General features: G+C 42.2%; 22 protein-coding genes. 16 read left to right on the top strand and 6 right to left on the bottom strand.

Annotation, left to right across the window (positions count from 1 at the left end; genetic code table 11):
- Positions 1–21 precede the first annotated feature (21 nt).
- From G563_RS0132560 to G563_RS0132540, 5 genes are all read left to right on the top strand, one after another.
- Positions 22–756: a hypothetical protein gene (locus G563_RS0132560; RefSeq protein WP_051211349.1), complete on the top strand. Its 735-nt coding sequence runs from the start codon at positions 22–24 to the stop codon at positions 754–756.
- A 117-nt stretch (positions 757–873) separates the two neighbouring features.
- Positions 874–2,553 (top strand): S8 family serine peptidase, encoded by a 1,680-nt coding sequence (locus tag G563_RS0132555; RefSeq protein ID WP_051211348.1) that lies wholly within the window; start codon positions 874–876, stop codon positions 2,551–2,553.
- Positions 2,554–2,580: 27 nt separating this feature from the next.
- On the top strand, positions 2,581–3,279 hold the full coding sequence (locus tag G563_RS0132550) for a DsbA family oxidoreductase (RefSeq protein WP_028669021.1): 699 nt from the start codon (positions 2,581–2,583) through the stop codon (positions 3,277–3,279).
- A 137-nt stretch (positions 3,280–3,416) separates the two neighbouring features.
- Positions 3,417–3,833 (top strand): type II 3-dehydroquinate dehydratase, encoded by a 417-nt coding sequence (gene aroQ, locus G563_RS0132545; RefSeq protein ID WP_028669020.1) that lies wholly within the window; start codon positions 3,417–3,419, stop codon positions 3,831–3,833.
- A gap of 25 nt (positions 3,834–3,858) precedes the next feature.
- Positions 3,859–4,950 carry an aminotransferase class V-fold PLP-dependent enzyme gene (locus G563_RS0132540; protein WP_028669019.1) on the top strand — a complete coding sequence of 364 codons (1,092 nt, stop codon included), beginning with the start codon at positions 3,859–3,861 and terminating at the stop codon, positions 4,948–4,950.
- 100 nt (positions 4,951–5,050) lie between these two features.
- Here the strand turns inward: G563_RS0132540 and G563_RS0132535 are convergent, their stop codons facing one another.
- The 4 genes from G563_RS0132535 to G563_RS0132520 all read right to left on the bottom strand — a co-directional run bounded on the left by G563_RS0132535 (position 5,051) and on the right by G563_RS0132520 (position 9,322).
- A complete protein-coding gene (locus tag G563_RS0132535) occupies positions 5,051–5,458 on the bottom strand; it encodes a c-type cytochrome (RefSeq protein ID WP_028669018.1) in 408 nt (135 codons plus the stop codon).
- An 87-nt stretch (positions 5,459–5,545) separates the two neighbouring features.
- Entirely contained in the window at positions 5,546–6,730 is a 1,185-nt protein-coding gene (locus G563_RS0132530) for a PQQ-dependent sugar dehydrogenase (RefSeq protein ID WP_028669017.1), read from the bottom strand.
- A gap of 63 nt (positions 6,731–6,793) precedes the next feature.
- Positions 6,794–7,807 carry an aldo/keto reductase gene (locus tag G563_RS0132525; protein WP_028669016.1) on the bottom strand — a complete coding sequence of 338 codons (1,014 nt, stop codon included), beginning with the start codon at positions 7,805–7,807 and terminating at the stop codon, positions 6,794–6,796.
- A 228-nt stretch (positions 7,808–8,035) separates the two neighbouring features.
- Positions 8,036–9,322 carry an acetyl-CoA hydrolase/transferase family protein gene (locus tag G563_RS0132520; protein ID WP_028669015.1) on the bottom strand — a complete coding sequence of 429 codons (1,287 nt, stop codon included), beginning with the start codon at positions 9,320–9,322 and terminating at the stop codon, positions 8,036–8,038.
- 257 nt (positions 9,323–9,579) lie between these two features.
- On the opposite strand from G563_RS0132520, the gene G563_RS0132515 reads away from it, so the two are divergent.
- Positions 9,580–11,940 carry a prolyl oligopeptidase family serine peptidase gene (locus tag G563_RS0132515; RefSeq protein ID WP_028669014.1) on the top strand — a complete coding sequence of 787 codons (2,361 nt, stop codon included), beginning with the start codon at positions 9,580–9,582 and terminating at the stop codon, positions 11,938–11,940.
- A 109-nt stretch (positions 11,941–12,049) separates the two neighbouring features.
- Positions 12,050–12,961: a helix-turn-helix transcriptional regulator gene (locus G563_RS0132510; RefSeq protein ID WP_037328815.1), complete on the top strand. Its 912-nt coding sequence runs from the start codon at positions 12,050–12,052 to the stop codon at positions 12,959–12,961.
- A gap of 11 nt (positions 12,962–12,972) precedes the next feature.
- On the opposite strand, the gene G563_RS0132505 is transcribed toward G563_RS0132510, so the two are convergent.
- Positions 12,973–13,329 carry a helix-turn-helix domain-containing protein gene (locus G563_RS0132505; protein WP_028669012.1) on the bottom strand — a complete coding sequence of 119 codons (357 nt, stop codon included), beginning with the start codon at positions 13,327–13,329 and terminating at the stop codon, positions 12,973–12,975.
- Positions 13,326–13,631: a type II toxin-antitoxin system HigB family toxin gene (locus tag G563_RS0132500; RefSeq protein ID WP_028669011.1), complete on the bottom strand. Its 306-nt coding sequence runs from the start codon at positions 13,629–13,631 to the stop codon at positions 13,326–13,328. Before G563_RS0132500 ends, G563_RS0132505 begins: the two co-directional genes overlap by 4 nt.
- Before the next feature lie 735 nt (positions 13,632–14,366).
- On the opposite strand from G563_RS0132500, the gene G563_RS0132485 reads away from it, so the two are divergent.
- From G563_RS0132485 to cas4, 9 genes are all read left to right on the top strand, one after another.
- Positions 14,367–16,307 (top strand): TM1802 family CRISPR-associated protein, encoded by a 1,941-nt coding sequence (locus G563_RS0132485; protein WP_028669008.1) that lies wholly within the window; start codon positions 14,367–14,369, stop codon positions 16,305–16,307.
- A gap of 27 nt (positions 16,308–16,334) precedes the next feature.
- Positions 16,335–17,348 (top strand): type I-B CRISPR-associated protein Cas7/Csh2, encoded by a 1,014-nt coding sequence (gene cas7b, locus G563_RS0132480; RefSeq protein ID WP_028669007.1) that lies wholly within the window; start codon positions 16,335–16,337, stop codon positions 17,346–17,348.
- Between the two features lie 4 nt (positions 17,349–17,352).
- The gene (gene cas5, locus G563_RS37430) at positions 17,353–18,129 is read left to right on the top strand and encodes a CRISPR-associated protein Cas5 (RefSeq protein WP_051211347.1); all 777 of its coding nucleotides are present in this window, start codon (positions 17,353–17,355) and stop codon (positions 18,127–18,129) included.
- A complete protein-coding gene (locus G563_RS0132470; protein ID WP_028669006.1) occupies positions 18,126–20,609 on the top strand; it encodes a CRISPR-associated helicase/endonuclease Cas3 in 2,484 nt (827 codons plus the stop codon). Before cas5 ends, G563_RS0132470 begins: the two co-directional genes overlap by 4 nt.
- Positions 20,610–21,364: 755 nt before the next feature.
- Positions 21,365–22,000, top strand: coding sequence for a transposase (locus G563_RS0132460; RefSeq protein ID WP_028669004.1), 636 nt, complete (start codon positions 21,365–21,367; stop codon positions 21,998–22,000).
- A complete protein-coding gene (locus tag G563_RS0132455; RefSeq protein WP_051211346.1) occupies positions 21,984–22,748 on the top strand; it encodes a CRISPR-associated endonuclease Cas6 in 765 nt (254 codons plus the stop codon). Before G563_RS0132460 ends, G563_RS0132455 begins: the two co-directional genes overlap by 17 nt.
- Before the next feature lie 4 nt (positions 22,749–22,752).
- The gene (cas1, locus tag G563_RS0132450) at positions 22,753–23,742 is read left to right on the top strand and encodes a CRISPR-associated endonuclease Cas1 (protein WP_028669002.1); all 990 of its coding nucleotides are present in this window, start codon (positions 22,753–22,755) and stop codon (positions 23,740–23,742) included.
- Between the two features lie 37 nt (positions 23,743–23,779).
- Positions 23,780–24,070, top strand: coding sequence for a CRISPR-associated endonuclease Cas2 (cas2, locus tag G563_RS0132445; protein WP_028669001.1), 291 nt, complete (start codon positions 23,780–23,782; stop codon positions 24,068–24,070).
- A gap of 36 nt (positions 24,071–24,106) precedes the next feature.
- Positions 24,107–24,679 (top strand): CRISPR-associated protein Cas4, encoded by a 573-nt coding sequence (cas4, locus tag G563_RS0132440; RefSeq protein ID WP_028669000.1) that lies wholly within the window; start codon positions 24,107–24,109, stop codon positions 24,677–24,679.
- Positions 24,680–24,859 lie beyond the last annotated feature (180 nt).

Genomic DNA, 24,859 nt, shown 5'->3' with positions numbered 1-24,859 from the left:
TTTTTGATAAAAGTAAGTTGAATGAAAACTATAAATCCAAAGTTGTCCGGAAAAGTAATATTTTTTAGTTGTATTGTACCGATTGTTTTCTTTATAGGAATATTTGAAGGATGCACTCCCAAATGTGATGATTGTAATAATGCCATTGACGGCAAAACGTTTTTTCCTTTAGAAGTAGGAAGGTACATAGAATATGATGTCTACGAAGAAGAGTTTAATTTGGGACGACCTAAAACCACCCGCCAATACCAAATTAAAGAACTAATTGCCGAAAAATACCAAGACCCCAGTGGACGCGAAGCATACCGAATCGAACGTTATCGTAGAGGAGTCGAAGGGCAGCGTTGGCAGCCCGATTCTACAATCACGGTGAGGCTACTAGCTGACCAGGCGGTTCGCAACGAAAATGGGAACGAGTACGTAAAGATGGTATTTCCACCCATCGAAAAACTAGTTTGGAATGGTAATCTTTATAATAGCGTGGGGGAGGATAATTATGAGCTAAAGAATGTTGGAAAAGATTTTAAAGTAGGGCAGCAGTCGTTTGCAAAAACTGCTACGGTAATTCAGCAAAATGACTCTACGCTGGTCAACCAAGACAAACGCTTAGAAGTATATGCCGTTGGAGTGGGGCTTGTGTATCGAGAACGTATCACTTTGCAGTTTTGCTCTTCGTCGGCTGCTTGTGTCGGAAAAGCCCAAATCGACTTTGGGAATCGTCAGTATGTTAAATATAAAAGTGCCGGAAAAGAATAAATAGATTGTTAATTAAATAATTAGGCAAGTTGAAAATGGAGTAAGTGGTTAATAATCAGCGAAAGTTTTTAAACATTGTAATAAATAATTACTCACACATTATCAATACCAACATATATGAAAGCTAGCGAGAAATTGCGGAAAATGACGAGATTCGGGTTGTTTGTAGCCCTAGCATGGGTAGGAGTATTGGAGATACATGCGCAAAACGCAAAATATTTGGTATTGTTAAAAGATAAAAATAGCTCACCTTTTTCGGTTGACAAACCCAGTGATTTTTTGAGTACACGCGCTATCGAGCGGCGTACAAGGCAAGGTATCAAGGTGACCTCCAGAGACTTGCCTGTGAATCCTAGCTATCTTACTCAAATTCGCCAAACAGGAGCCAAAGTTTGGTATAGTTCGCGCTGGCTCAATGCTGTGTTGATAGAGGCTAGCACTGCTCAATTAGCAAGTGTTCGGAACTTGTCTTTTGTAAAGGGTTTGGAATTTAACCGTGCTCTTGCCAACGCCCGTATATCCGCCGAAAGTCAGCTCCAAGCTACCCAACGGAAGTTTGGGACGGAGGCGTTAAGTTATGGCGCGTCCCAAAATCAAATTCAGATGCTGGGGATTGATAAAATGCACGACCAAAATTACGATGGAGCGGGCATGTTAATCGGAATTTTTGACGGAGGTTTTCGCAATTCGAACACAAACCCTGCCCTCAAAAAAATTTTTGATGAGAAAAGGGTTGTCAATACTTATGATTTTGTAAAAAATGAAGCCAGTGTATACGAAGATGATTCTCACGGACACAACGTGTTTACAATCATGGCTGGTTTTCAAGAAGGGGGTTTAATAGGCCCTGCCTACGGGGCTTCTTATGTGTTGCTTCGTACCGAAGATGCCGCTACTGAGACCCGTCTCGAAGAAGCCAACTGGCTCTTTGCCGCCGAATACGCCGATAGTTTAGGCGTAGATATAATCAATACTTCCTTGGGATATAGTTGGGGTTTTGACAATCCTGCAGACGATTATCTCTACTCCCAAATGGACGGCAAAACTGCGCTTATCACCCGAGCGGCCAATTGGGCCGCAGCCACTGGAATGCTGGTGGTAGTAGCCGCAGGCAACGAAGGGAATGCTCCTTGGAGGTATATTTCTGCCCCCGCAGATGCAGATTCGGTGTTGGCAATAGGGGCGGTTACGAGCCAAAAAGCGATTACTGCTTTTAGCTCGTGGGGACCTACCGCCGACGGGCGCGTAAAGCCCGATGTCTGTGCCCAAGGACAACTTACGGTATATTCAAGTTTTGCGGGTACGATCACTGCTGGCAATGGTACTTCTTATTCTTCTCCTTTGATAGCGGGACTAGTAGCGGCTTTTTGGCAATCACAGCCAGCTCTTACAGCGGCTCAGGTGATTGATTGTATCAGACGAGCGGGCGACCGGTATTCGTCCCCTTCTCCTCAGTATGGCTACGGCATTCCCACCTTTGAGGCGGCAACCAATGTGGCTCGCACCCAATACCCTATCATGAGTGCGGGAGGGGATGCTTATCTTAGGCCACAAGCTTACATCTATCCTAACCCCGTAGGCGCTTCCTCGACGTTGACCGTGCATTGGGGCCAAGAATTTAAGAACAAAAAAGTAGAGATTCAATTGGTAGATGTATCAGGGAAGGTTTTTCTTCGTCAAGCCTTTCAAACAATCGAGGCCGAAACCAAATTACCATTGCCTATACTGCCCTCAGGGAGCTATTTCCTAAAAATGAACGATAACCAGCGAGAAAGGGTTTTGAAAGTAATAAAGTGATACAAAAACTTTTTACTCATCATCGAAATGAAACCTTATCTTAAAATAGACGTCGTGTCGGATGTGGTGTGTCCTTGGTGCTACATTGGAAAGCGTCGCTTAGAAAAAGCTGTGGAGCAACTGAAAGACAAATATACTTTTGATATTCACTATTTGCCTTTTCAACTTGCCCCCGAAACTCCCGTAGAAGGAGAAAGCAACAAGGAGAGATTAGTAGCAAAATTTGGCAGTGAGGAGCGGTATTATCAGCTTTTACGTCAAGTATCAGGTGTTGCCGCTGGCGAAGGATTAAACTTTGATTTGGAAAATCAACAAATCGCTCCCAACACCCACCGCTTGCATCGAGTGGTGTTGTTTGCACAGCAGCAGGGAAAACAGTTGGAGCTAGTAGAAGCGTTGTTTAAGGCATATTTTGAAGACAGCATTAATCTTGCGAACGACCAAGAAGTAATCCGCCTTGCCGAAAGCGTAGGTTTATTAGCCTCAGACGTGCAGGCGATATTGCAATCTGATGCTGGAACTGCCGAAATAGATCAGCTTCTGTACCAAAATCGCCTCATGGGAATCAGCGGAGTGCCGTATTATATCATCAATGATAAATACGCTATTTCAGGAGCGCAGCCTACCGATTTGTTTTTGGAGGCGTTGCCAGAAATTGCTGCCAAAGCCCCTATGCAAGCCCCTGCCCAAGGAAAAGCTTGCGATGTGGAAACGGGTATTTGTTAAGTTTTATTTTTGAAAAATGTGCTTTTGGTTTTACATCTCCAAAAGCACATTTTATTATGAATGTTCTTCTAAAAAAGGGAGTGGAAAAGAGATAAGAAGGTTGTAATATTGCGCCTAAATGTTAAACCCCCACGCTAGTGAAAAAAATTCTTATTCTCAATGGCCCTAATCTAAATCTGCTAGGCAAACGTGAACCTACCATTTATGGGAGCCAAACCTTCGAAGATTATTTTCAAATCCTCCAAAGCATTTTTCCTGAGGTAGAGCTTCATTATTTTCAGTCGAATCATGAAGGAGCGATGATTGACAAAATCCACGAAGTAGGCTTTAGTTTTGACGGTATCGTTCTCAATGCTGGCGCGTATACACATACCTCGGTAGCGATTGCCGATGCGCTTTCGGCGGTGACTACGCCTGCCGTTGAAGTGCATATTTCCAACGTACACGCTCGTGAGTCTTTTCGTCACCATAGTTTTTTAAGTAGTCGTGTCAAAGGAGTGATTGTAGGGTTGGGGTTAAAAGGCTACGAATTAGCCGTCCGTTATTTTTTATAGTCGTTTATTTGTGATTTGTTAGGCCATGATTACTTTTTATCCCGGACCATCCAAAATCTACCCACAAGTGGAGGGTTATTTGCAAGATGCTTTTCAAACGGGTATTTTGAGCATGAATCACCGCAGTGAAGGATTTATGGAAGTGCTGCGCGAAACGCTTCGGCTGCTGCATCTCAAGCTCAATATCCCTGCCGATTACTCGATTTATTTGGTTTCGTCGGCTACGGAGGCATGGGAAATCATAGCGCAGTCGCTTACTACTCATCATAGTGCGCATCATTACAACGGGGCATTTGGCAAAAAATGGTTTAGCTACGCCACGCATATTGTACCCCAGACCTCGGGGTCGCTGTTTGCCATTGAGCATACCTTGCCGTATCATTTGTTTGAGTATGAGGAAGACAGTACGAGAGCGGATTTCAACCGGCGGCGGCTTGGAGAGTATGAAGTATTATGCCTCACCCATAGTGAGACCTCCAACGGCACTCAAATCCGAATGGAAGATTTGCGTCAAATTCGTGAACTAACGCCCGCTTTGGTGGCCATTGATGCGACGTCATCGTTGGGTGGTGCCGATTTTGAGTGGCAATTGGGAGATGTATGGTTTGCTTCCGTGCAAAAATGCCTCGGCCTTCCACCGGGTTTGGGGATAATGGTTTGCTCGCCCAACACCCTTGCCAAAGCCCAAAAAGTAAACGATATTTTGCGTTATAACAGCCTATTGTTTATCCACGAAAACTTCGAAAAATACCAGACACATTATACGCCTAATACTTTAGGAATTTATCTCTTGATGCGGGTATTGCAGCAGCTGCCCTCGATTGCCGAGGTAAGTGCAGTAGTTGAGCAACGAGCGAGAGAGTGGTACTCATTTGTGGAAAACGAGACCAAATGGACGCCCTTAGTCCAAAATCCAAATACTCGTTCAGATACCGTAATCGCGATCAAAGGCGAACCTTCCCAAATCCAAAGCATCAAAAGCGACGCCAAAAAAGCAGGAATTACGCTGGGTAATGGCTATGGAGAATGGAAAAATACGACCTTCAGAATAGCCAATTTCCCAGCTATTGAAGAATGGGAAATCCAAAAGTTGAAACAGTTTTTGAGAGAAAATTGATACCGCAGGCAGAAACAAACGCAGGCAGGGTTAACAAACGCAGGCAGGGTTTTAAACCCTGCCTGCGTTGCGTCGCACCGCACCCCCACCTATCTCGGGTTTATTCTTTTTGCTTGATAGCTTCTACCATTTTGGCGGTGACAAGGGTTTTGTTGGAGTTGCCAAATGAATTTTGGATATAATTCATCACATCCGCAATTTCTTCATTGTCTAAGCCAGGATTGGGCATCATGCCTTCATAAGCCACTCCGTTGACTATGATTTTGCCTTGTTGTCCAAACTTGATGGCTCTTAGGGCTTTTTCGGGAGTTTTGAGAAGGTAATCCGATTTGGCAAGGGGTGGAAAAGTGCCCGCTACACCTTCGCCCGCGCCCATATGGCAAGTGACGCAGTTTTCGGCATAAATATCCTTGCCCCGTGCAATGCTTTTGGCCAATTCATCGTCTTTGATAGGTAAAAAAGCACTGCAAACTCCTAGCGTGATGGATAAAAACAAAACGGTTTTCATGTAAGTGTGTGATGTTTTGGGGAGGCTATAAAAATAACAATGCGGGTCATAGATGAGATTGACCCGCATTGCATGATATAAAAACGATTATGCCTTAGGGCTAATTTTAACGATTTTACCAGAGTTTTCTAATACTACATAAATATTGCCGTCGGGACCTTGGCGTACATCTCTTACGCGGCCAAGTTTATCAAAAAGGATTTCGCGGCTTACTACTTTGTTGCCTTTCACGACGAGGTGTTGGAGATACATAAATTTCAACGAACCTACCAGCAAGTCACCATTCCACTCTTTGAATTTGTTGCTTGTTACAAAAGTCATTCCACAAGGAGCAATAGAAGGTTTCCAATAAACTACCGGCTGCTCCATGCCCGCGCGTGCGGTATCTTTGGAGATAATGCTGTTGTCATAGTCGATACCAAAAGTAATCGACGGCCAACCATAATTTTTGCCAGGCTGAATGATATTGAGCTCATCGCCTCCTTGTGGACCATGCTCATGCTCCCATATTACGCCCGTAGTGGGGTGAATTGTCATTCCTTGGGGATTACGATGACCATACGTCCAGATTTCAGGACGCGCCCCTGCTGTTTTGACGAAAGGATTGTCGGTTGGGATTTTGCCGTCTTCGTGTAAGCGAACTACTTTTCCCTGGTCTTTACCCAAGTTTTGGGAGTTTTCTTTTTGACCGCGCTCACCAAGCGACAAAAAAACGTAGCCTTTTTTGTCAAACACAATACGTCCGCCAAAGTGTACATTGGCTTTTACGTTGGGGATAGCCTTGAAAAGTACCTGTACGTCTGTAAGCGCATGATCTTTCAGTTTGGCACGTAGCAAGGCAGTGTTGGCACCACCGTCGTCACCTTCTTCACCTTGGGCTTTGGGCGAGGCGTAGCTGATGTAAATCCATCCGTTGTTTTTGTAATCAGGATGAAGGGCTACGTCGAGCAGCCCCCCTTGGCCTTTGTAAAGAATAGAAGGCAAGCCAGTAATTTCTTGCGGGTCAAGCTTGCCATTTTTTACTAATCGCAATTTTCCTACGCGCTCAGTGACGAGCAAGTCGCCGTTGGGCAAAAATGCAGTGGACCACGGCATTTCCAGCCCTTCTACTACGGTTTCGACTTTGAGGTCTGCTTCGGTGATTTTTTTTGCGGATTTGGTTTCGGTTGGAGTCGCTGTAGAATGGCTTATCAGCGCCATCGACCCCGTTAGCAGTAAGCCTCCTGCCAAAATTGGAAGGCTATTTTTGAAGGAAAAAGTGTTTTTTTTCATAAAAAACGAAAAACAAATGAGTTGTTAGTTTAATATTAAAGATAAAAAGATGCAACATCTCCCTTATTTAACCAATTCTAATTGGTTTAAATGCCCAGTGATAAAGTTTATTTCATCTTGATTGAGTTTAATGTTCATTGCAGCGGCATTTTGTAGAGCTTGTTTGGCATTGCGAGCACCTACTAGCGCGATAGTGATGCCCGGCTGCTCTACTGTCCATCGAAGTACAAGCTGACCCAGCGATACGTTTTTGTCATGGGCTAGGGGAGTGATTTTTTTCAAGAAAGCATTCACCCTATCTAGGTTTATATCCTTAAAAAAGTGCAAGTTGGCACGGTGGTCATCGGGACTGAAAACATGGCCCGGTTTCATTTTACCCGTTAGTAAGCCACGTTCTAAAGGGCTATAAGCCAAAATAGCCTTTTTATTTTCGAGGCAGTAAGGTACAGTTTCGGCTTCTATGTCGCGTTTTACCATACTATAAGGGACTTGATTTGAAACCAAGCAGATATACTGTTCTGCTTCTTGCATTTGTTGGGCGTTGTAGTTACAGACGCCTGCAAACCTTACTTTCCCTTGTTCGATGAGCCGCGCTACAGCTTCCATTGATTCGCCAATGGGCGTGGTGCTATCGGGCCAGTGAATTTGGTACAAATCTATGTAATCAGTTCCTAGTCTTTTTAAACTATTTTCGCACTCTTGGATGATACTTTCTTTACTGGCGTATTTATAGATATCGATTGCTTGGCCGTTATTGTTTTTGCTGTGCATCGCAAAATCCCCCTTTGCTAAATCCCAACGCATCCCAAATTTGGTGAGAATTTGGACTTTGTCACGTGGAATATCTTTGATAGCTTCTCCCACGATTTCTTCACTGGTTCCTTGTCCATAAATAGGGGCAGTGTCGATTGAATTGACACCTACATCGTAGGATTGGCGAATGGCGTCTACGGCGTCTTTGCGTTCGGTGCCGCCCCACATCCAGCCACCTGCTGCCCAAGCTCCAAAGGTGACAATCGATAATTTAAGTGTTTCTTCTGTTTTTTGTGATGAAAGGGTAATATTTCGGTATCGCATAAATGAAATTGATTGATGACTAGAGTAATTACTAAGGTATTCCTACATAACTACTACTAATAAGGTATGATTATTTTTATTAACCCTTTGAGATGCAATTGAGTTTACGAGGGTGCGCAAAAAATTGCTTTTTTAAACAAAAACCCAGCATTTGCTGGGTGAAGGGTGCCAAACAAGGAGGTATTATCTAGGCGATATTACAAACATTAAGGAAGGTTTTATGGTATTTTAAAATGACTTAAAGCGTTCGAAACAAGCGCGCTCTAAGGCTTCTTGGTCGTCGGGGTGTGCAATACTGATGAGTGCTTTGGCACGTTGGCGGAGGTTTTTGCCAAAAAGATAAGCTACGCCATATTCGGTAATGATATAGTGCGCGTGTGCTCGGGTAGTGACTACGCCAGCGCCTTGCTTGAGATAAGGAACAATCCGTGAGATACCTTTTTGGGTGCGCGAAGGCAAGGCAATGATTGGTTTACCACCTTTGCTTAGCGCGGCTCCTCGCATAAAATCCATTTGACCACCCACGCCCGAATACTGGTAAGTACCTATCGAATCAGAGCATATTTGACCCGTAGCATCCACCTCTACGGCGCTGTTGATGGCTACGACTTTGGGGTTTTGTTTGATGATGTGGGGTTCATTTACAAAATCAATATCCAGAAAAGCAAAGGCAGGATTGTCGTTGACGTAATCATAAAGCCGTTTGGTTCCTAAAGCAAAACCCGTCACAGTTTTGTTGGGATAGATGACTTTGTGTTTATTATTGATAATGTCTTTGTCAAACAAATCAACCAACCCGTCGCTAAACATTTCGGTATGCACGCCAAGGTCTTTGTGGTTATGAAGACATTGCAAAACGGCATTAGGAATCGAACCAATTCCCATTTGGAGGGTGCTGCCATCATCGATAAGTTCGGCTACATATTGGCCTATTTTCTGATCAATATCCGAAACCGCACCGCCAAAACTAGCCTCGTGTAAGGCATCTTCGCAATACACCATCGCGTGAAACTTACTGGCATGGATGATGCCATCTCCATGGGTACGAGGTACATTGGGGTTTACTTGTGCAATAACCAAACGGGCGTTGTCGATGGCAGAACGGGCTATATCGACCGATAGCCCCAAAGAACAATAGCCATGCTGGTCGGGAGGAGAGACATGTACCAAGGCGACATCAATGGGCAAGATGCCTTGACCAAATAATTGGGGAATTTCGCTCAAAAATACAGGCACATAGTCGGCGCGACCTTCGTTGACGGCTTTGCGGATGCTTTGGGATACAAATAGCGAATTGATATGAAAATGCCCTTCATACTCGGGTTTATCTACAAAAATATCGCCATAAACCGTAATCGAAACAAGCTCTACATCGCGTAGACGCGGGGCTTCTTGGGCCAGATGTTTCAACAAAAAAGTGGGCGTTTGGGCGCTTCCTTGTACAAAAACGCGTTGACCAGATTCAACGCACGAGAGGGCTTCTTGGGGAGAAATATAACTAATTTTTGGACGCATGGTGCGAGAATATTGATAAGATACAATGCTAAAAGTTAGGGACAAAGCAAAAAATGACAACCATCATAATACTGTCTCAAGATAGCTACGAAACATAAACTTGGCAAGTTTTAATTCTCCTCAGTGACTCATTTTTTTCTGTTTTTATCTATTCAAATAAAGGATATAGCCGCTATGTATCGTTTTGTGCGAAGGATTCATTTTCTTTGGAGTTCAAACACTATCTTTAACGATTTAACTCTTCATCACCCTTATTTATGAGACATTTATATAAACCAACTTGGAGGGTAATTTTGGCCATTTTTCCCCTTTTTTTAAGTCGTTTTTATGTACAATCACAAACTTTAGCTCCCCTTACGGTCGAAAAAATTATGCGCGACCCAAAGTGGATGGGAGTCGCCCCCAGTAGTCCTTATTGGAGCGAAGACGGCACAAAAGTGTATTTTAGTTGGAACCCCGACAATGCCACCAGCGATTCGCTCTATGTGTACGACCTCGCAACCAAACAAACCCGTAAAGTGACTCCCGCTGAGCGTCTTGCCTTGCCCGGAAGAAGCGGCGATTATAATAAGGCGCGTACCCAAAAGCTTTTTGAAAAAAATGGAGACTTGTACTGGATGGAACTCAAAACAGGACAAACACGACGGCTGACCAATACTGTGGAGGTTGAATCAAATGTGAAATTTAGCGGAGATGAAAGTCGGGCCATTTTCAAAAGAGGATTGAACCTTTTTTCGCTGCATCTGATTACGAGCGAGTTGGTACAACTTACCAATTTTGTGGCGGGTTCCAAAAAACCAGAAGCGGCTCCTAGTGAGCAAGAAAAATGGCTCAAAAATGACCAGTTGGCCCTATTTGAGATTTTGAAAGAACGCGCCGACAAGAAAAAAGAAGGCGACAAGATTGCTAAGAGTAACCAACCCAAAAGACCCAAGGAAATCTCTACCAACGACGCTAATATCGATAATGTGATGCTTGCGCCTCAGGGAGATTTCATTATTTATAGAGCCGTAAAAGCAGTGGGGAATGCCAAAAATACCATTGTCCCCAACTACGTTACGGAGTCAGGTTTCACGGAAGATATTCCAGCCCGTACCAAGGTAGGCTCCGCGCAAATGAGTACTCAGTTGTTTGTATATGATATTCAGAAAGATACTGTGCGCGAGGCTTCTGTCAAAGATTTGACGGGAATCAGCGATAAGCCCGACTATGTGAAAGACTACAAAGCCGATACTTCCAAAAAAGCAACTACGCGTAAGGTACAGTTTACGAGTATGCAATGGTCCGAAAATGGCAAATATGCAGTGGTGATTGTCCGTGCGCAAGACAACAAAGACAGATGGATAGCACTTCTTGACCCTACTACGGTGAAATTGAAAGTATTGGATCGCTTGCGCGATGAAGCTTGGGTAGGCGGCCCTGGTAGCTATTGGCTCGATTGGTTGGACGAAGAGACGATTATTTTTCATTCGGAAGCCACAGGCTACTCGCATTTGTATACCATCAATGTTCGTACGGGAGAGCGCAAAGCCCTTACTTCGGGTAAGTTTGAGGTTCAACAAGCCGAACTCTCCAAAGATAAAAAGACGATTTATTTTACTTCCAACGAAGTACACCCTGGTGAGCAACATTTCTACAAAATGGCAGTAACGGGTGGCGACCGCATCCGGCTGACAACTATGGTCGGTGCCAACGATGCCGCTTTATCGCCCGATGAGTCCAAATTGTTGATTCGATACTCTTCGGCTACCAAACCTTGGGAGTTGTATTTGCAAGACAATCAGCCTAATGCCACGGCTCAGGCTTTCACTAGCTCCTTGAGTAGTGAGTTTAAATCTTACCCTTGGCGGGAGCCTCAAATCGTGAAAGTAAAAGCGGCGGACGGTGCCGAAATTTATGCACGTTTGTACGTTCCTAAAAAGAAAAACGGCGCGGCTGTGGTGTTTGTACACGGGGCAGGTTATCTCCAAAACGCCCACAAATGGTGGAGTCAGTATTTCCGTGAATATATGTTTCACAACTTACTCGCCGACCAAGGGTATACCGTCTTGGACATGGACTATCGGGCTTCGGCGGGATATGGCCGCGACTGGCGTACGGGTATTTATCGTTTTATGGGAGGCAAAGATTTGGATGACAACGTGGACGGGGCTAAGTATTTGGTCGAAAAACACGGCATCAATCCAAAACGTATAGGGATTTACGGTGGCTCTTATGGTGGGTTTATTACGTTGATGGCGCTATTTACCAAGCCGGGGGTGTTTGCAGCAGGGGCGGCACTGCGACCCGTGACCGACTGGGCGGCTTACAATCACGGCTATACTTCAAATATCCTCAACGAGCCACAGACCGATTCACTGGCTTATCGTCGTAGTTCGCCGATTTATCATGCCGCTGGCTTGCGCGACCACCTCTTGATTTGTCATGGTATGGTAGATGTCAACGTGCATATTCAAGATTCGTATCGTTTGGTACAACGCCTCATTGAACTCAAAAAAGAAAATTGGGAGATGGCTTCTTATCCAATGGAAGACCACGGTTTTGTGGAAGCTACGAGCTGGATGGACGAGTACAAGCGGATTTTGAAGCTGTTTAAAGAAAAATTGAACGCTAAATAAAGACGCCACTCTCAACCTAGTCAGACTTTCCAAGTTTAGCTTGCGAGTAGAAAGCAACTTGGAAAGTCATTTTTTTTAGAAAGTACCCTTTAACTCTATCATAGCACTTATGTCCGTTTTTTCAAAAGAAGATACCAACACCGAACAGGCCAAAATTGAGCGCGTACTGCGCCTTATCAGTTTGCTCAAAGAGCGGCCACGGACGGTGCCGCAATTGGCGCGAGCCGTCAATACCTCGCCGCGTTCGTTGTATCGGTATTTGAAGTTGTTGGAGAAATTGGGGTATTTGCTTGATCACGACGACCAAAACCGCTATTGGATTTTTGAAGCCGATACCTCCAAAATTACCTTCACGTTGGAAGAAACGGCCCTGCTACGTCCCTTATTGGCTGGACTCAAAACATCCAGCCCTTTTTATGCTAGTATTGAGCGTAAAATCTATTTGACTTCTGAGCTAGTGCCACTTGCGGCGGAGCTTCTCGACCGTCATCGCGCCCAAATCGTGACCCAACTCAACGAAGCCATTAAAGCCAAGCTTCAAGTGCGGCTGCTGCGGTATCATTCTTCTCATTCGGATACCGTCACCGACCGCTTGGTAGAGCCGTTGAGTTTTACGGATGATTTTTCCCAACTCAATGCCTACGAACCCCAAAGCCAAATCGTAAAAACCTTCAAAACAAGTCGCATCGAAGACATAGAAGTACTGAGAGAAAAGCAAGAAAACACCTCAGTTTCGGCAGAGATAGACATTTTTGGGTGGACGGGGTCCGAGCCTATTTTTGTGGAATTGCACTTGACTTCTACGGCCTATCAGCTCTTGGTGGAAGAATACCCCGCAACGCGCTCCTACATGGAGCGGCTCAAAAACAAAGACCCTTTTGCCTTTCGATTAGGGGTAGAAATTCGGGATTTCCGAGGGATAGGCCGTTTTATATTAGGACTTCACAAACATATCCAAGTCATGCAGCCGCAAGGGTTAAAAGATTATTTGAATGAGATTGTGGCGGGGATGCGGTATTGAAACTGGTATTTTCAGGCAACTTCTAAGATAAAATTGCCATCAATACCGAGACGTTCGTGAAGTTTTTTTGCTAAATCAAGCGTAATCCTCCTTTTTCCGCTCAACAGCTCGGATACCCGTGATGCCTCTACTTCTAAAAGCTCTGCCAAATCTTTTTGTTTGAGTTTCATCTCGTACATTTTAAGTTCAATCATTCCCGAAAGTGTAGAAGGGCGCGGAAACATCACAAACTCCTGCTCATAGGCCTGAATTGCTTCAGCTATCAAACGAGCCTCGGCCTGCTTTTGGGGATTGTCAGTCATAACCGCCGTTAAAGCATCAAACAGTTCAAACGCTTTTTTGTATTCTGCTTCGTTGTTGATTTTCATGGTTTGTAGTCAATGGTTGAAACATCTATTTTGTTATAATCAGCATGAGTACCAATGAATTTTATATAAACGGTACGGATTGAGAAGTGAATTAAAGCAACTAAGCGATAACGATTCCCTTTGATATTGAACACAAACCGGTCATTTCCTACAAAATCAACCGAATTAAAAGTGGATTTTACATCCATAAGATACCCCCAATCTGCCTGCAAAACATTGTCATACCATTCTAACAAAGGTACAATGGCATCTGCGTGCTTTTCACCAAACTTCACTAAAGCAGATTTAGCGATAATAACCATACGTCAAATACGGGAAATAAATTCCCAAATATGGAATAAATTTCCGAAAATACAACTTAAAGAAGAGAAGATACAGCGACTTTTCAAACTCGACAAATCCACTCCCTTCAAAACCGCCTTCCTCAAGTACTCCTTTTTTGCCTTTGGGGCTTCTTCTACGCTGTTGAATTGGCGGTCGAGAGGGTGTTTGGGTTTCCTACCTTTCATTATTTTCAAAACATATTTGCAGGCTTCAAAAATAATAATATATCTTTGCACAATCTTGTCCTTTTTCCATTACTACTTACAATAAAAATATTTCACTTATATATGAATTGAAATTTGTAAGCCGTCATGGATGGTAATGTAAAGTTTTCCAAAGAGTACAAATGGATTGGAGGTAAAAGAAAGAGTCGACATGGATTCGAGGCCCGTTGTCGACTCATTAAAAGCTTTGCTAATCAACAAAATCTTTTATTTATGAACAAAAATAGCATTTATTCTTCATTTTTTCAAGTTAGCGGTAGCGGCTTGATTAATCGCCCCAATGGGAAATGTCATAATTGCGGACAACTGAGACAAATCGACTGCGAATTATGTAATGGTCTCTGTTTTGATGAACGCGCTATCCCTTAATTTTTCCTAAATCTACCATTCGATAAATTTTTTGTGACAATTACTGTCAAAGCTATGCTTTGTCCTGTTAATTGTCATAAGAAATGTATTGTTTTGAGGAAATAAAATATTGACAAACCCATGCTACAAACACTAATAAAAATAGGACAGCAAAAAAGCCAAAACCTTGGGGAGTGGGACGATGTGCTGGATTGGCCAAAAATCGAAACCGAGAATAAGAAAGGTGAAAAAATCACCAATTATGTTTTGCCTATCATCTTTGATTTAGACGAAAGTAAAATCAAATTAGGTGAATTGGGCGAGTACGATGATACAAAATCAGTTCAAAGGCTTTTTAATATCAAAATTCAAGGGGGTAACAATAAAGCTATCTATACTTGTGCTGAATTCGGAGGACTTGAACAAATCCGAAAAACATTTTTTGGGGCTACTGATAGTGCAACAGTAAGCCAATTTACCGAAGCCATTGATAAAGGATTTCCTCAACTCAAAGATACTGACTTATTCGAAACCCTTGAAGCCATTTTTGGGTTGCGTTCGGTTTTTGAAAGCCAGTTCATGACCGATGGTAAGATTGATGTCAAAAAGATCCTTGTTCAACCAAAGGAAGAAGTTGCAGCGGAATCTCAAAAGATAAAACTCAACCCCAGTGAAAAAATAGTCTTGGTAGTAGCGCAGGTAGTTTGGTCTGAAAAAGGCTGGACTTCGCCCACTTACTTCAAAAATATAGATGGGTATATAGATTTTTTGAAGGCCAAGTTTCCGAGGGGTGAATCTAATAGTGCTGTAACAAGTGAGCCTAAATTATGCTACGCAACTGGTGATTTCAAAGAAAGTGTTGGCGAATTGAATATCAAGGCTCGGTACAACATAAATAAAATGTTTGTATCAACAACTGTTAACTATGCGAGTGGTTTTGACGGCAGTGCTTTTCCTAAAAACTACCAGGTTGGTTCTGAAATTCAAAAGTATTTGGAACAAGGCTCAAAACATTTACTCGAAAAATATAAAACAAGCATCGCTGGTATAGATCATTGCATCATACCACAGCTTTTTAGTAAAGATGAGAGCGATTTAGAATCTACCTTAGCTACTATTTCAAAGAAATCAGACTTGCTGTTTCAGTACAAGAAATTAGAGGAAGTTGTTGCAGACTTAAATTATAATCGTTCCGAAGATTTTCCCTACTGGATTACCTTTCTTGCCTTTGAGTCTGACGGTAACTTCTTCAAAACCATCAACGTCATCAAAGACGTAAGCCGCACGCACTTTGAGAAAATGATTGAAATTTTTGTCAACACTCACCTCGAAATGACTAAGATAGAAGGACTGAACTGGCAAAATGTGATGAGTGCGGGCGAGGGGAATCCCTTGACGTTCAATCTTTATACTGTTTACAACCTTATTCCGATTCGGAAAGATAAAGTCAAAAAGAATGAGGCTTTGGGTTTATTCAAACAGCTTTTGGAGAAACGCCCGATTGCCAAAAGTCAGTTGTTTGGCTATTTCAAAGAATTGGTTTTATGTCATTGGTATGAGCGTTATGGCAGCTACACCAATATTTATGGCAAAAACCCCTTCGACTTTGCCATTCGCAACGGAGTGTTTCAATACTTAGCACTTTTCAAAGTTATTCAACAATTAAACCTTTTTAACGACATGGAAGAAACAGAATTACAGGAAGTCGAGAATATTCCTGAACAGGCAGAATTGTCTGAAAATCAGCAAAAAATAGAAACTTTTTTTGCAAAAATGAGCTACACACCAAGCCAAAAAGCGATGTTTTACCTTGGTCGAGCGGTGAGCAGCGTGGCAATTGAACAGTATAAAAAGGGGTATGAAAGTAAGCCCGTTTTAGCCAAGCTCAACTATAACGGAATGCAAAAAAGCGAGATTGTGAGGCTCAAAAATGACCTTTACGACAAAATGAGGCAGTTCAAATTACATGGATACATGGAGCCAATTTTCAAGAAGTTCACCGAACACTTCAACGAAAACCAGTGGAGTATGAAGCCTGATGAAGCGCTGTTTTATATTCTCTCTGGTTATTCCTTCAACTAATATTCAACGGTAACTTTAATTATAACAATGAAAAAGAACGTAATTATCACTAACAATTCAGATTTTCTATTTCTTTACGATGCGGCCCAGTGCAACCCAAACGGTGACCCCGACCAAGAGAACAAGCCCCGCATGGATTACGAGACCGAAACGAATTTAGTAACCGATACTCGTTTGAAACGCTACATCAGAGATTACTTGTCGTTGTCGGGCAAATACGTTTTTGTCAATATGGAAGACGACAAAAAAGTGGGTATGGACACCAAAATGAAAGCGGTTTTAGCGCAACTTTTTGACGATTCAAATAGTTTAGATTCGTTTTTTGAAGAAGATCCAACCATGAAAACGAAATTTGAAGAGGTCAAGAAAAAACGAAAAGATGGAGAAGACTTGGTTAAGTTTTTCGTCAATAAAAAGCCTGAAAGCATTGAACTCAACAAGTACCTTTTGGCTCAGTTGGTCAAAGAGGAGTTTACTGATATTAGGATGTTTGGCTGTGCTTTTGCCGTAGATGGTTTTACCAAACCCTATACGGGTCCAATCCAAATCAATTGGGGCTTTTCGTTGCACAAAGTTCAGTTGATGGATTCGAGTTCGATTGTTACGATTATGAACGATGATAACAGCACTTTTGGAAAGGACTATCGGGTACATTATAGTTTGCTGGCGTTTAATGGTACTATCAATAAATTTGCTGCTCAAAGTACGGGGCTTACTAATGCTGATGTCGAAACTTTCCGTGATGCCATTTGGAATAGTGTGCCAGCATTGCCCACTCGCTCAAAACTAAACCAGTATCCTAAGTTGTACGTGGAAGTGGTTTATAATGAAGGATTTTATAATGGCTACTTGGGCGATTTACGCAATTACTTAAAAGTTGTCCCCAACGGTAATTTGGAGGAGAAGCAAATCAGAAAGTTTGATGACTTGACGCTCGACCTGTCGGCTTTGCAAAAAGTGTTATTGGACAATAAAGGAGAGGATAAAGCCATTAAAGAAGTGGTAGTAAAATCTGCATCAGGTATCACTTTCAGTGTGTAACAGTATGGAAATACTACAATTAGACGTTGGTGGGAAACTCGCCCACTTCCGAAAATACTATGCCAATAACACGGCCATGAGTTTTAGCATTCCGCCCCGAACGACTATGATGGGTATGCTCGCTTCTATCTTAGGCAGAGAGCGGGATAGCTATTACGAAGAGCTGGCATCGGAACGCATACGTATAAGTGTACGGGTAATGAGTCCACTCAAAAAGACCTTTCACAGACTTAATTTTTTGAGCATCAAAAGCAAAAGTGATTTTGATGGATCGGGTGGCCGTATTCAAACCCCTTTTGAAATCGTGAGCGGCTATGATATTAGCAAAGATATGGTCGTATATCGTCTTTATGTCTCTTGTTCAGAAGATGGAAAGGGAACTTTTGATGAACTGAAAGAGAAAGTTCTTCAAAAGCAACAGCATTTTGCCCTTACACTCGGCACGGCCAATTTTACGGCTTCATTGCTGGATGTGAAACTTTTCGTCGCCAATGAAATTCAAGAAACTGAGGCGAATGGATTCGTAACAATTCATTCAGCCGTTCCTTCTGAGGCAGTTGAAAGAATAGATTTTGACCGAAGCGGAGTTGAAGATTTGCTGCAAATGATTGAAGAAGAATTACTTCCTGCCGATTTTGTCAGGAACTACGACCGTGAACTAAGAAAAATGAACCGAACACTTTTTTCTACTTCGCCAACGGGAATGCGTCTTGAATTGAATCGAAGTCATTACCAACTTACCAACGCTGAGGAGGTGCAAAATATCCTGTTTTTGGAATGAAAGAATTTTTTTCACACAGCGAAAAAGATAGCAATGAGCAAGTTTTTGGCTCTAAGAAACTAACGGTTCATACGGAAGGAGTACGTACCAAAGCCATTCAATCCTATTGCCAAAATCTGGGCTTTTCAGGTCATTTGGATGTTCAAAAATTACTAAATGATATTTGTCTTTATCATGATTTGGGTAAGTATTCTGCTTTTTTTCAAGATTATCTACTTGGTATAGAAGGCGTTGACCCTAATCTCAAACAACACGCCAAGTTTGGAGGCTTTACATTGTTTCAAAAGTACATAAAAACCAAAGATGAGTTTTTGGCCATAGTAGCGGCTTACCTGATTATCCACCACCACAAAAGTTTGACGGACATTTCGGACTTAAAGCGATTTGTTGGAACAGAAGACGCAGTTGTTCAAAAAGATTATTTTTTGCAACAAGCCGCAACGATGTCAGAACACCTTTCTCAAATTACTGCTGAAATTGGAGATAATGATTTAGTTGATTTTATCCAATACCCTGATAGAGAGTTTCGTAGGGCTGTTTCCAATCTTACTAATCTCAACAAAAACCCTAAGATTGAAAACTACTTCCTTATCAATTATTTGTTTTCGCTGCTCATTGAAGCCGATAAGTTGGATGCGTCCAAAACGGTGATGTACAGCAGAGTAGAGCTGCCTGCTTTGTTGGTTGAGAAAAGAATTGGAGAGGTTAGTTTTCAACGTTACAATTCGACCGAACTGAAATCATTGACACAAAATCAGTTACGTGCCTATGTTAGGGGTGTTGTTATCAAACATCTTGACAGTGATGACATTCTGAGCCAGCGACTTTTTACGCTCACTGCCCCTACTGGTATTGGCAAAACTCTAACAGCTTTAGATTTTGCCTTGCGGTTAAAAGAAAAAATAAGAAATAAAGAAGGCTACGAGGCTCAAATCATTTATGCGTTACCGTTCATTAATATTATTGAGCAAGCTATCAAAGAATACGATAAAGTTTTTGAGGGCAATGGGAGAGTCTTGGCACATTATCAATTTGCCGATGCGTTTGAGCAACTCACAAAGTCAAATGTCTTAGACCCCGACGAAAACCCTGCCTACAACCAACAAACCATGTTGTTGGATACTTGGCAAAGTGACGTAGTAATTACGACGTTCGTACAGTTTCTACAAACATTGATTGGAAATAGGAACAAACTGCTTAAAAAATTCAATCATTTGGCAGAGGCAATCGTCATTCTTGATGAAGTTCAGACTATTCGCTTAGACCATCTGCCTTTGGTTGGTGCGGCACTGCACTATCTGTCTAAGTTTGTGAATACCCGTGTTTTATTGATGACGGCCACCAAACCAAAGACTTTTGATTTGGCAAATCGGGAAATTATTGCAGAACAAAAAGGCGAAGAAAAAGCCCAATCCTTTGAATTATTGACTGACTTTGAAGGCGTTTTCTCTGCATTTAAAAGAACGAAAATTGTTCCCTTAATTTCAGAAATGATAGCCAATGACCAGCAATTTATCGAAGATTATTTTAGTGTCCTTTGGCAACCATCGCAATCTTGCCTCATCGTTTGTAACTTAGTAAAGCGTTCAGTTGATGTTTTTGAAGCGGTAAAAGAATATGTGGAGGAGTCGGGTTATAAAAACCCTGTTTACTATCTATCCACCAACATCATCTCTGCCACCCGCTTACAGGTTATTAAAGATGTTAAGAGAGATTTATTGGCGGGCTTAAAACCTGTTCTTATTTCCACGCAGGCTATCGAGGCTGGCGTTGACCTGGATTTTGACATGGGTTTTAGGGATATTGGACCTATTGATTCTATCATTCAGGTTGCAGGTCGTATCAATCGAGAAAATTCGCCTGAAAGATGGAACTCACCACTCTATGTCATTGATTTTGATGATTGTACGAAAATTTATGAACGGCTCACCACCACCCAAGCCCGAAAAGCATTAGAGCTTGGTATTAAGAAATTTGGTACTGAGATTCGAGAAGAGCATTATTTAGAACTCATTGAAACTTACTACGAATCATTATCTGCCGAAGACACCAAATCGTTTTCAGAAGCCCGTAAGTTTTTTGATAGCATGAAACGACTCAATTATGACAATGAGGACAAAAGCACTTTTCCTGTATCTAAATTTCAAGTGATTGAACAACGGGGTGGTATCGCTTCTGTTTACATTGAAATTGACGAAAATGCAGCAAATACGAAGCAGGCGTTTTTAGACATGATTCACAAAAAATTGAGCAAAGAAGTGTTCGATAAGGAGTTTAAACTTTCTTTTAATCAACACATTATCAGTGTGCCTGAATATTTGCCCAAAGTAAAAGAGCTGAAGTTAGATATGGATGCTAATACTCTTTGTGACGGGCTCTATATTGTAAATCAAAAAGAACTGGTAAACTATTACAGCTTGATTACGGGTTTTGACAGAACAAAAGAAGAAACAAGCAATGCTCAAACTGTCATGTTATGAACTTCCCATTTCCCTAAAACACCCCTGCATACACAGGGTATGCCGTCGCTGTAGCAACGTTGCATTGCAACGTTGCTACATGTTGAAACGATGTTATGCAATGGCAACGATGTTACGAAATTTCAACGTTGCATTGCAACGTTGCTACATGTTGAAACGATGTTATGCAATGGCAATGGTGTTACGAAAATTTCAACGTTGCACTGCAACGTTGCTACATGTTGAAACGATGTTATGCAATGGCAACGATGTTACGAAATTTCAACGTTGCACTGCAACGTTGCTACATGTTGAAACGATGTTATGCAATGGCAACGATGTTACGAAATTTCAACGTTGCATTGCAACGTTGCTACATGTTGAAACGATGTTATGCAATGGCAATGTTGTTACGAAATTTCAACGTTGCACTGCAACGATGCTACATGTTGAAACGATGTTAGGCAATGGCAATGATGTTACGAAATTTCAACGTTGCATTGCAACGATGCTACATGTTGAAACGATGTTAGGCAATGGCAATGATGTTACGAAATTTCAACGTTGCACTGCAACGTTGCTACATGTTGAAACGATGAAATAACGTTGAAATGATACCACAGTGGCATTATGATGTCAATAAGACCATTATAAAACGTGATAATGCCCCGAAAATGTTACCATAAAATCCGTCCCTCAAAAGATACCAATCACACCCCACAACGTCTCAACTGATGATAGCAAACTGTATTTTTAAGCATAAACCCTTTATTTCTATGCCTAGCTTCAATGACTATTCTCAGTATCGGCGTCAATCGTTTCGGTTGCAAGGGTATGATTACCGCAGGGAAGGAATGTATTTCGTGACGATTTGTACCAAAGACAGATTGCCATTTTTTGGCAAAATCGTTGACAATCAAATGATATTGTCTGACGTCGGGCAAATTGTATACGATAATTGGTATAAAATACCGCAGTTTTCACCCCATATTGTTTTGGACGAATTTGTGGTCATGCCTAATCATATTCATGGGATTTTGGCCATTATATCACCTGTGGCATCGTTGCAATGCAACGATGGTACGCATTGCAACGATGCCACAGAGGCCAACAATGCCACCAAAAATCAATTTATGTCTGATATTTCCCCCAAATCAGGCAGCATATCGCGGGTGTTGAATTCGTACAAAGGGGCCTGTTCCAAAAATGTTGCATCGTTGCATGTTGCATCGTTGCATTGCAACGATGGTACGCAATGCAACGATGGTACGCATTGCAACGATGCAGCAGCATTTGCCTGGCAACCAAAATTTTACGACCGAATTATTCGTAGCGAACAAGAATTGTATAACATCCAAAATTACATCATCAATAATCCTAAAAATTGGAAAGACGATGAAAATTATTTCTGATTCTGTGGCATCGTTGCATTACAACGATGCCACATCCATCCCTATCACCACCGTTACCTTTCCCGAAATAGCCCTTCGTACGCGGGATGCGCACAAGTTGCGGGGGTATTTTGGCAATGTGTTTCGAGAACATTCGCCGCTGTTGCACAATCACTTTGAGGCAGACGCGGGAACAGAACTGCGGTATCGTTATGCTTACCCCTTGGTGCAGTACAAAGTCATCAACCGTGTACCTACGCTCGTGGGTTTGGGTGAGGGAGCACAACTGTTGGTGGAATTATTTCTGAAAATCAGGACGTTGGACATTGACGGGCGAGAATACCCGATTTTGTCGAAACACATCAACCACCAACAAGCTACCGTGGAAGTGGGCAACGCGCTGAACAAATACCGTTTTGAGACGCTTTGGATGCCCCTTAATCAAACCAATCATGTGGAATACGTGAATGCCGATGAATCTAAACAGCAAGCGTTGTTGCAGCGAATTTTACAAAACAATATTTTGGCTTTTCTGAAAGGAGTGGGAGCCTATCAGCCCGATTTACCACGACTCATGATTTTGCTCAATGTCCAGGGGCAAACTACCACGCAATTTAAAAACCAAACAATGCTGGCTTTTACGGGCGATTTTGTGGTAAATGCCACCCTGCCTGATGGTATTGGATTGGGAAAATCGGTAGCGCGGGGGTTTGGTAGCATCGTTGCATTGCAACGATGCTACGACGGTCGCGAAATTACAAAACCTTAATTTTATGCAGCTCCACATCAATACCTACGGCACCTACGTCCACGTCAAAGACGATATGTTTGAGATTCGGAAAAAGAATGAAAAGGGCGAACTTGAAAAAAAGCATTACTCTGCCCTGAAAGTGACTGGGATTGTACTTGCGACAGGCTCGGCGCTGAGCACTGATGCCATCAAACTGGCGATGATGCATAACGTGGACATTTTGTTTATTGAACAATCGGGCGACCCCATTGGAAGGGTGTGGCACAGTAAGCTAGGCAGTACAACCAAAATTAGAAAACGGCAGTTGGAAGCAAGCTTAGGAAAAGAAGGGGTCACCTGGGTGAAAAGTTGGCTTATGACGAAGTTGGATAACCAGCTGTCGTTTGTTAAAGAGCTAAAAAAACATCGTCCGCAGCACGTCGATTACCTCAACGACAAAGTGACTCGGATAGAGGCGCTTTCGGTGTCTATTTCGAGTTTGGATGCCCCGACTGTTGGTGAAATTGCGGATACGTTACGTGGACTGGAAGGTACAGCAGGACGGTTGTACTTTGAGACATTGAGTTATGTTTTACCCAAAGAATATACTTTCAATGGGCGTAGTATGCGTCCCGCCAAAGACGCCTTTAATGCGTTTTTGAACTATGCGTACGGAATTTTATACAGCAAAATCGAAAAAGCACTGATTGTGGCGGGGGTAGATCCGTACGTTGGTTTTATGCACCGCGACGATTACAACCAACTCAGCATGGTGTTTGACTTCATTGAGCCGTACCGCACATTTGCAGACGAAGTAGTGTTTCGGTTATTTTCGGCCAAAAAAGTCAACAAATCTCACTTGGATGAATTACAAAATGGCGTAAGCCTCAACAAAACTGGTAAAGAGCTATTGGTGATGAGTTTTTCCAAATTCCTGGACGATGACCCTATCAGATACCGCGGGCGAAATCTGGTTCGAAGCCATGTGATTCAGCTCGATGCACACAATTTTGCCAATTCACTCATTTCATAAATAAAAACTAATATTCCCCATCGGGGGCAGAGGACTTATGATTATCTGGGTTTTATACGACATCGAAAAAGACCGCAGTCGCACCAAAGTGGCTAAACTTTGTGAGCAAGCGGGATTGTATCGGGTACAGTATTCCTGTTTTTTGGGAACACTCACTGCCAACGAAAAAGATATGCTAAAGCTTAAAATAGAGGAACTAATAGACGAAGAGAAAGACAAAGTCTATATTTTCCCGATGAGCAAAGACGAACTTCGGTCAACGGATTTGTTGGGACAAGCCTTTGACAAAGACCTTATAACAGACCAAGTGAGAGCATTGTTTTTTTGAGTGTTGAATTCGTTATTTTAAAACTTCTTATTCCACATGACCTTGACACCTTCGCATATAATTGAGTATCTTTACTGTCCGAGATTTACGTATTTTGAGTATGTATTGGCGATTCCACAATATGAGGAGAAAAACTACAAAGTGATGCGAGGGCGCGAGCTACATGATTTGAAATTGGAACAAAACAAAGACTATTTGCGACGACGTATAGGTGCGGTCGGGAAATATATCGACCAGTACCTTACTAATGAGTTGATACGGGGTAGAGTAGATGAAGTACTGGAGTTGACAGACGGAACGATGGTGCCGTTGGATTACAAATTTGCGGAATACAAAGACCGAGTTTATGAAACCTACCAAACGCAGCTATACTGTTATGCGTGGTTGATTGAAGAAAACTTTGGGAAGAAAGTTGAGAAAGGGTATTTGGTTTATACTCGCAGTCGAAATAAATTGGTGGAAGTACCTATTTCGGAAGAAAATATTCAAAGTGTAAAAGAGGCAGCTAAAGCGATAGAGCATATTATTGGTAATAATTTTTATCCCAAAGCGACAAAATACAAAGCTCGTTGTGTGGAATGTACGTACAGAAACTTGTGTATTCGATAGGAGGAGGGAAAGTTCCGAGGAGCAATTTATTTTAAATGCTCAGAAATAATGGTATAAGTGATTTGTAATTAAGGAGTTATGGATTCGGAGAAAGGCGAAAAAATGGCAAAAAAATTGTTTATTGACGTATTGTTTTTAAGAAAACGAGCAAAGGTGAAGTGCAGTTATTATATTTGTAAT

It is taken from the genome of Runella zeae DSM 19591 (assembly GCF_000423565.1).
In the GTDB taxonomy this organism is placed as follows: domain Bacteria; phylum Bacteroidota; class Bacteroidia; order Cytophagales; family Spirosomataceae; genus Runella; species Runella zeae.
This window is presented reverse-complemented; position numbering and strand designations above follow the sequence as displayed.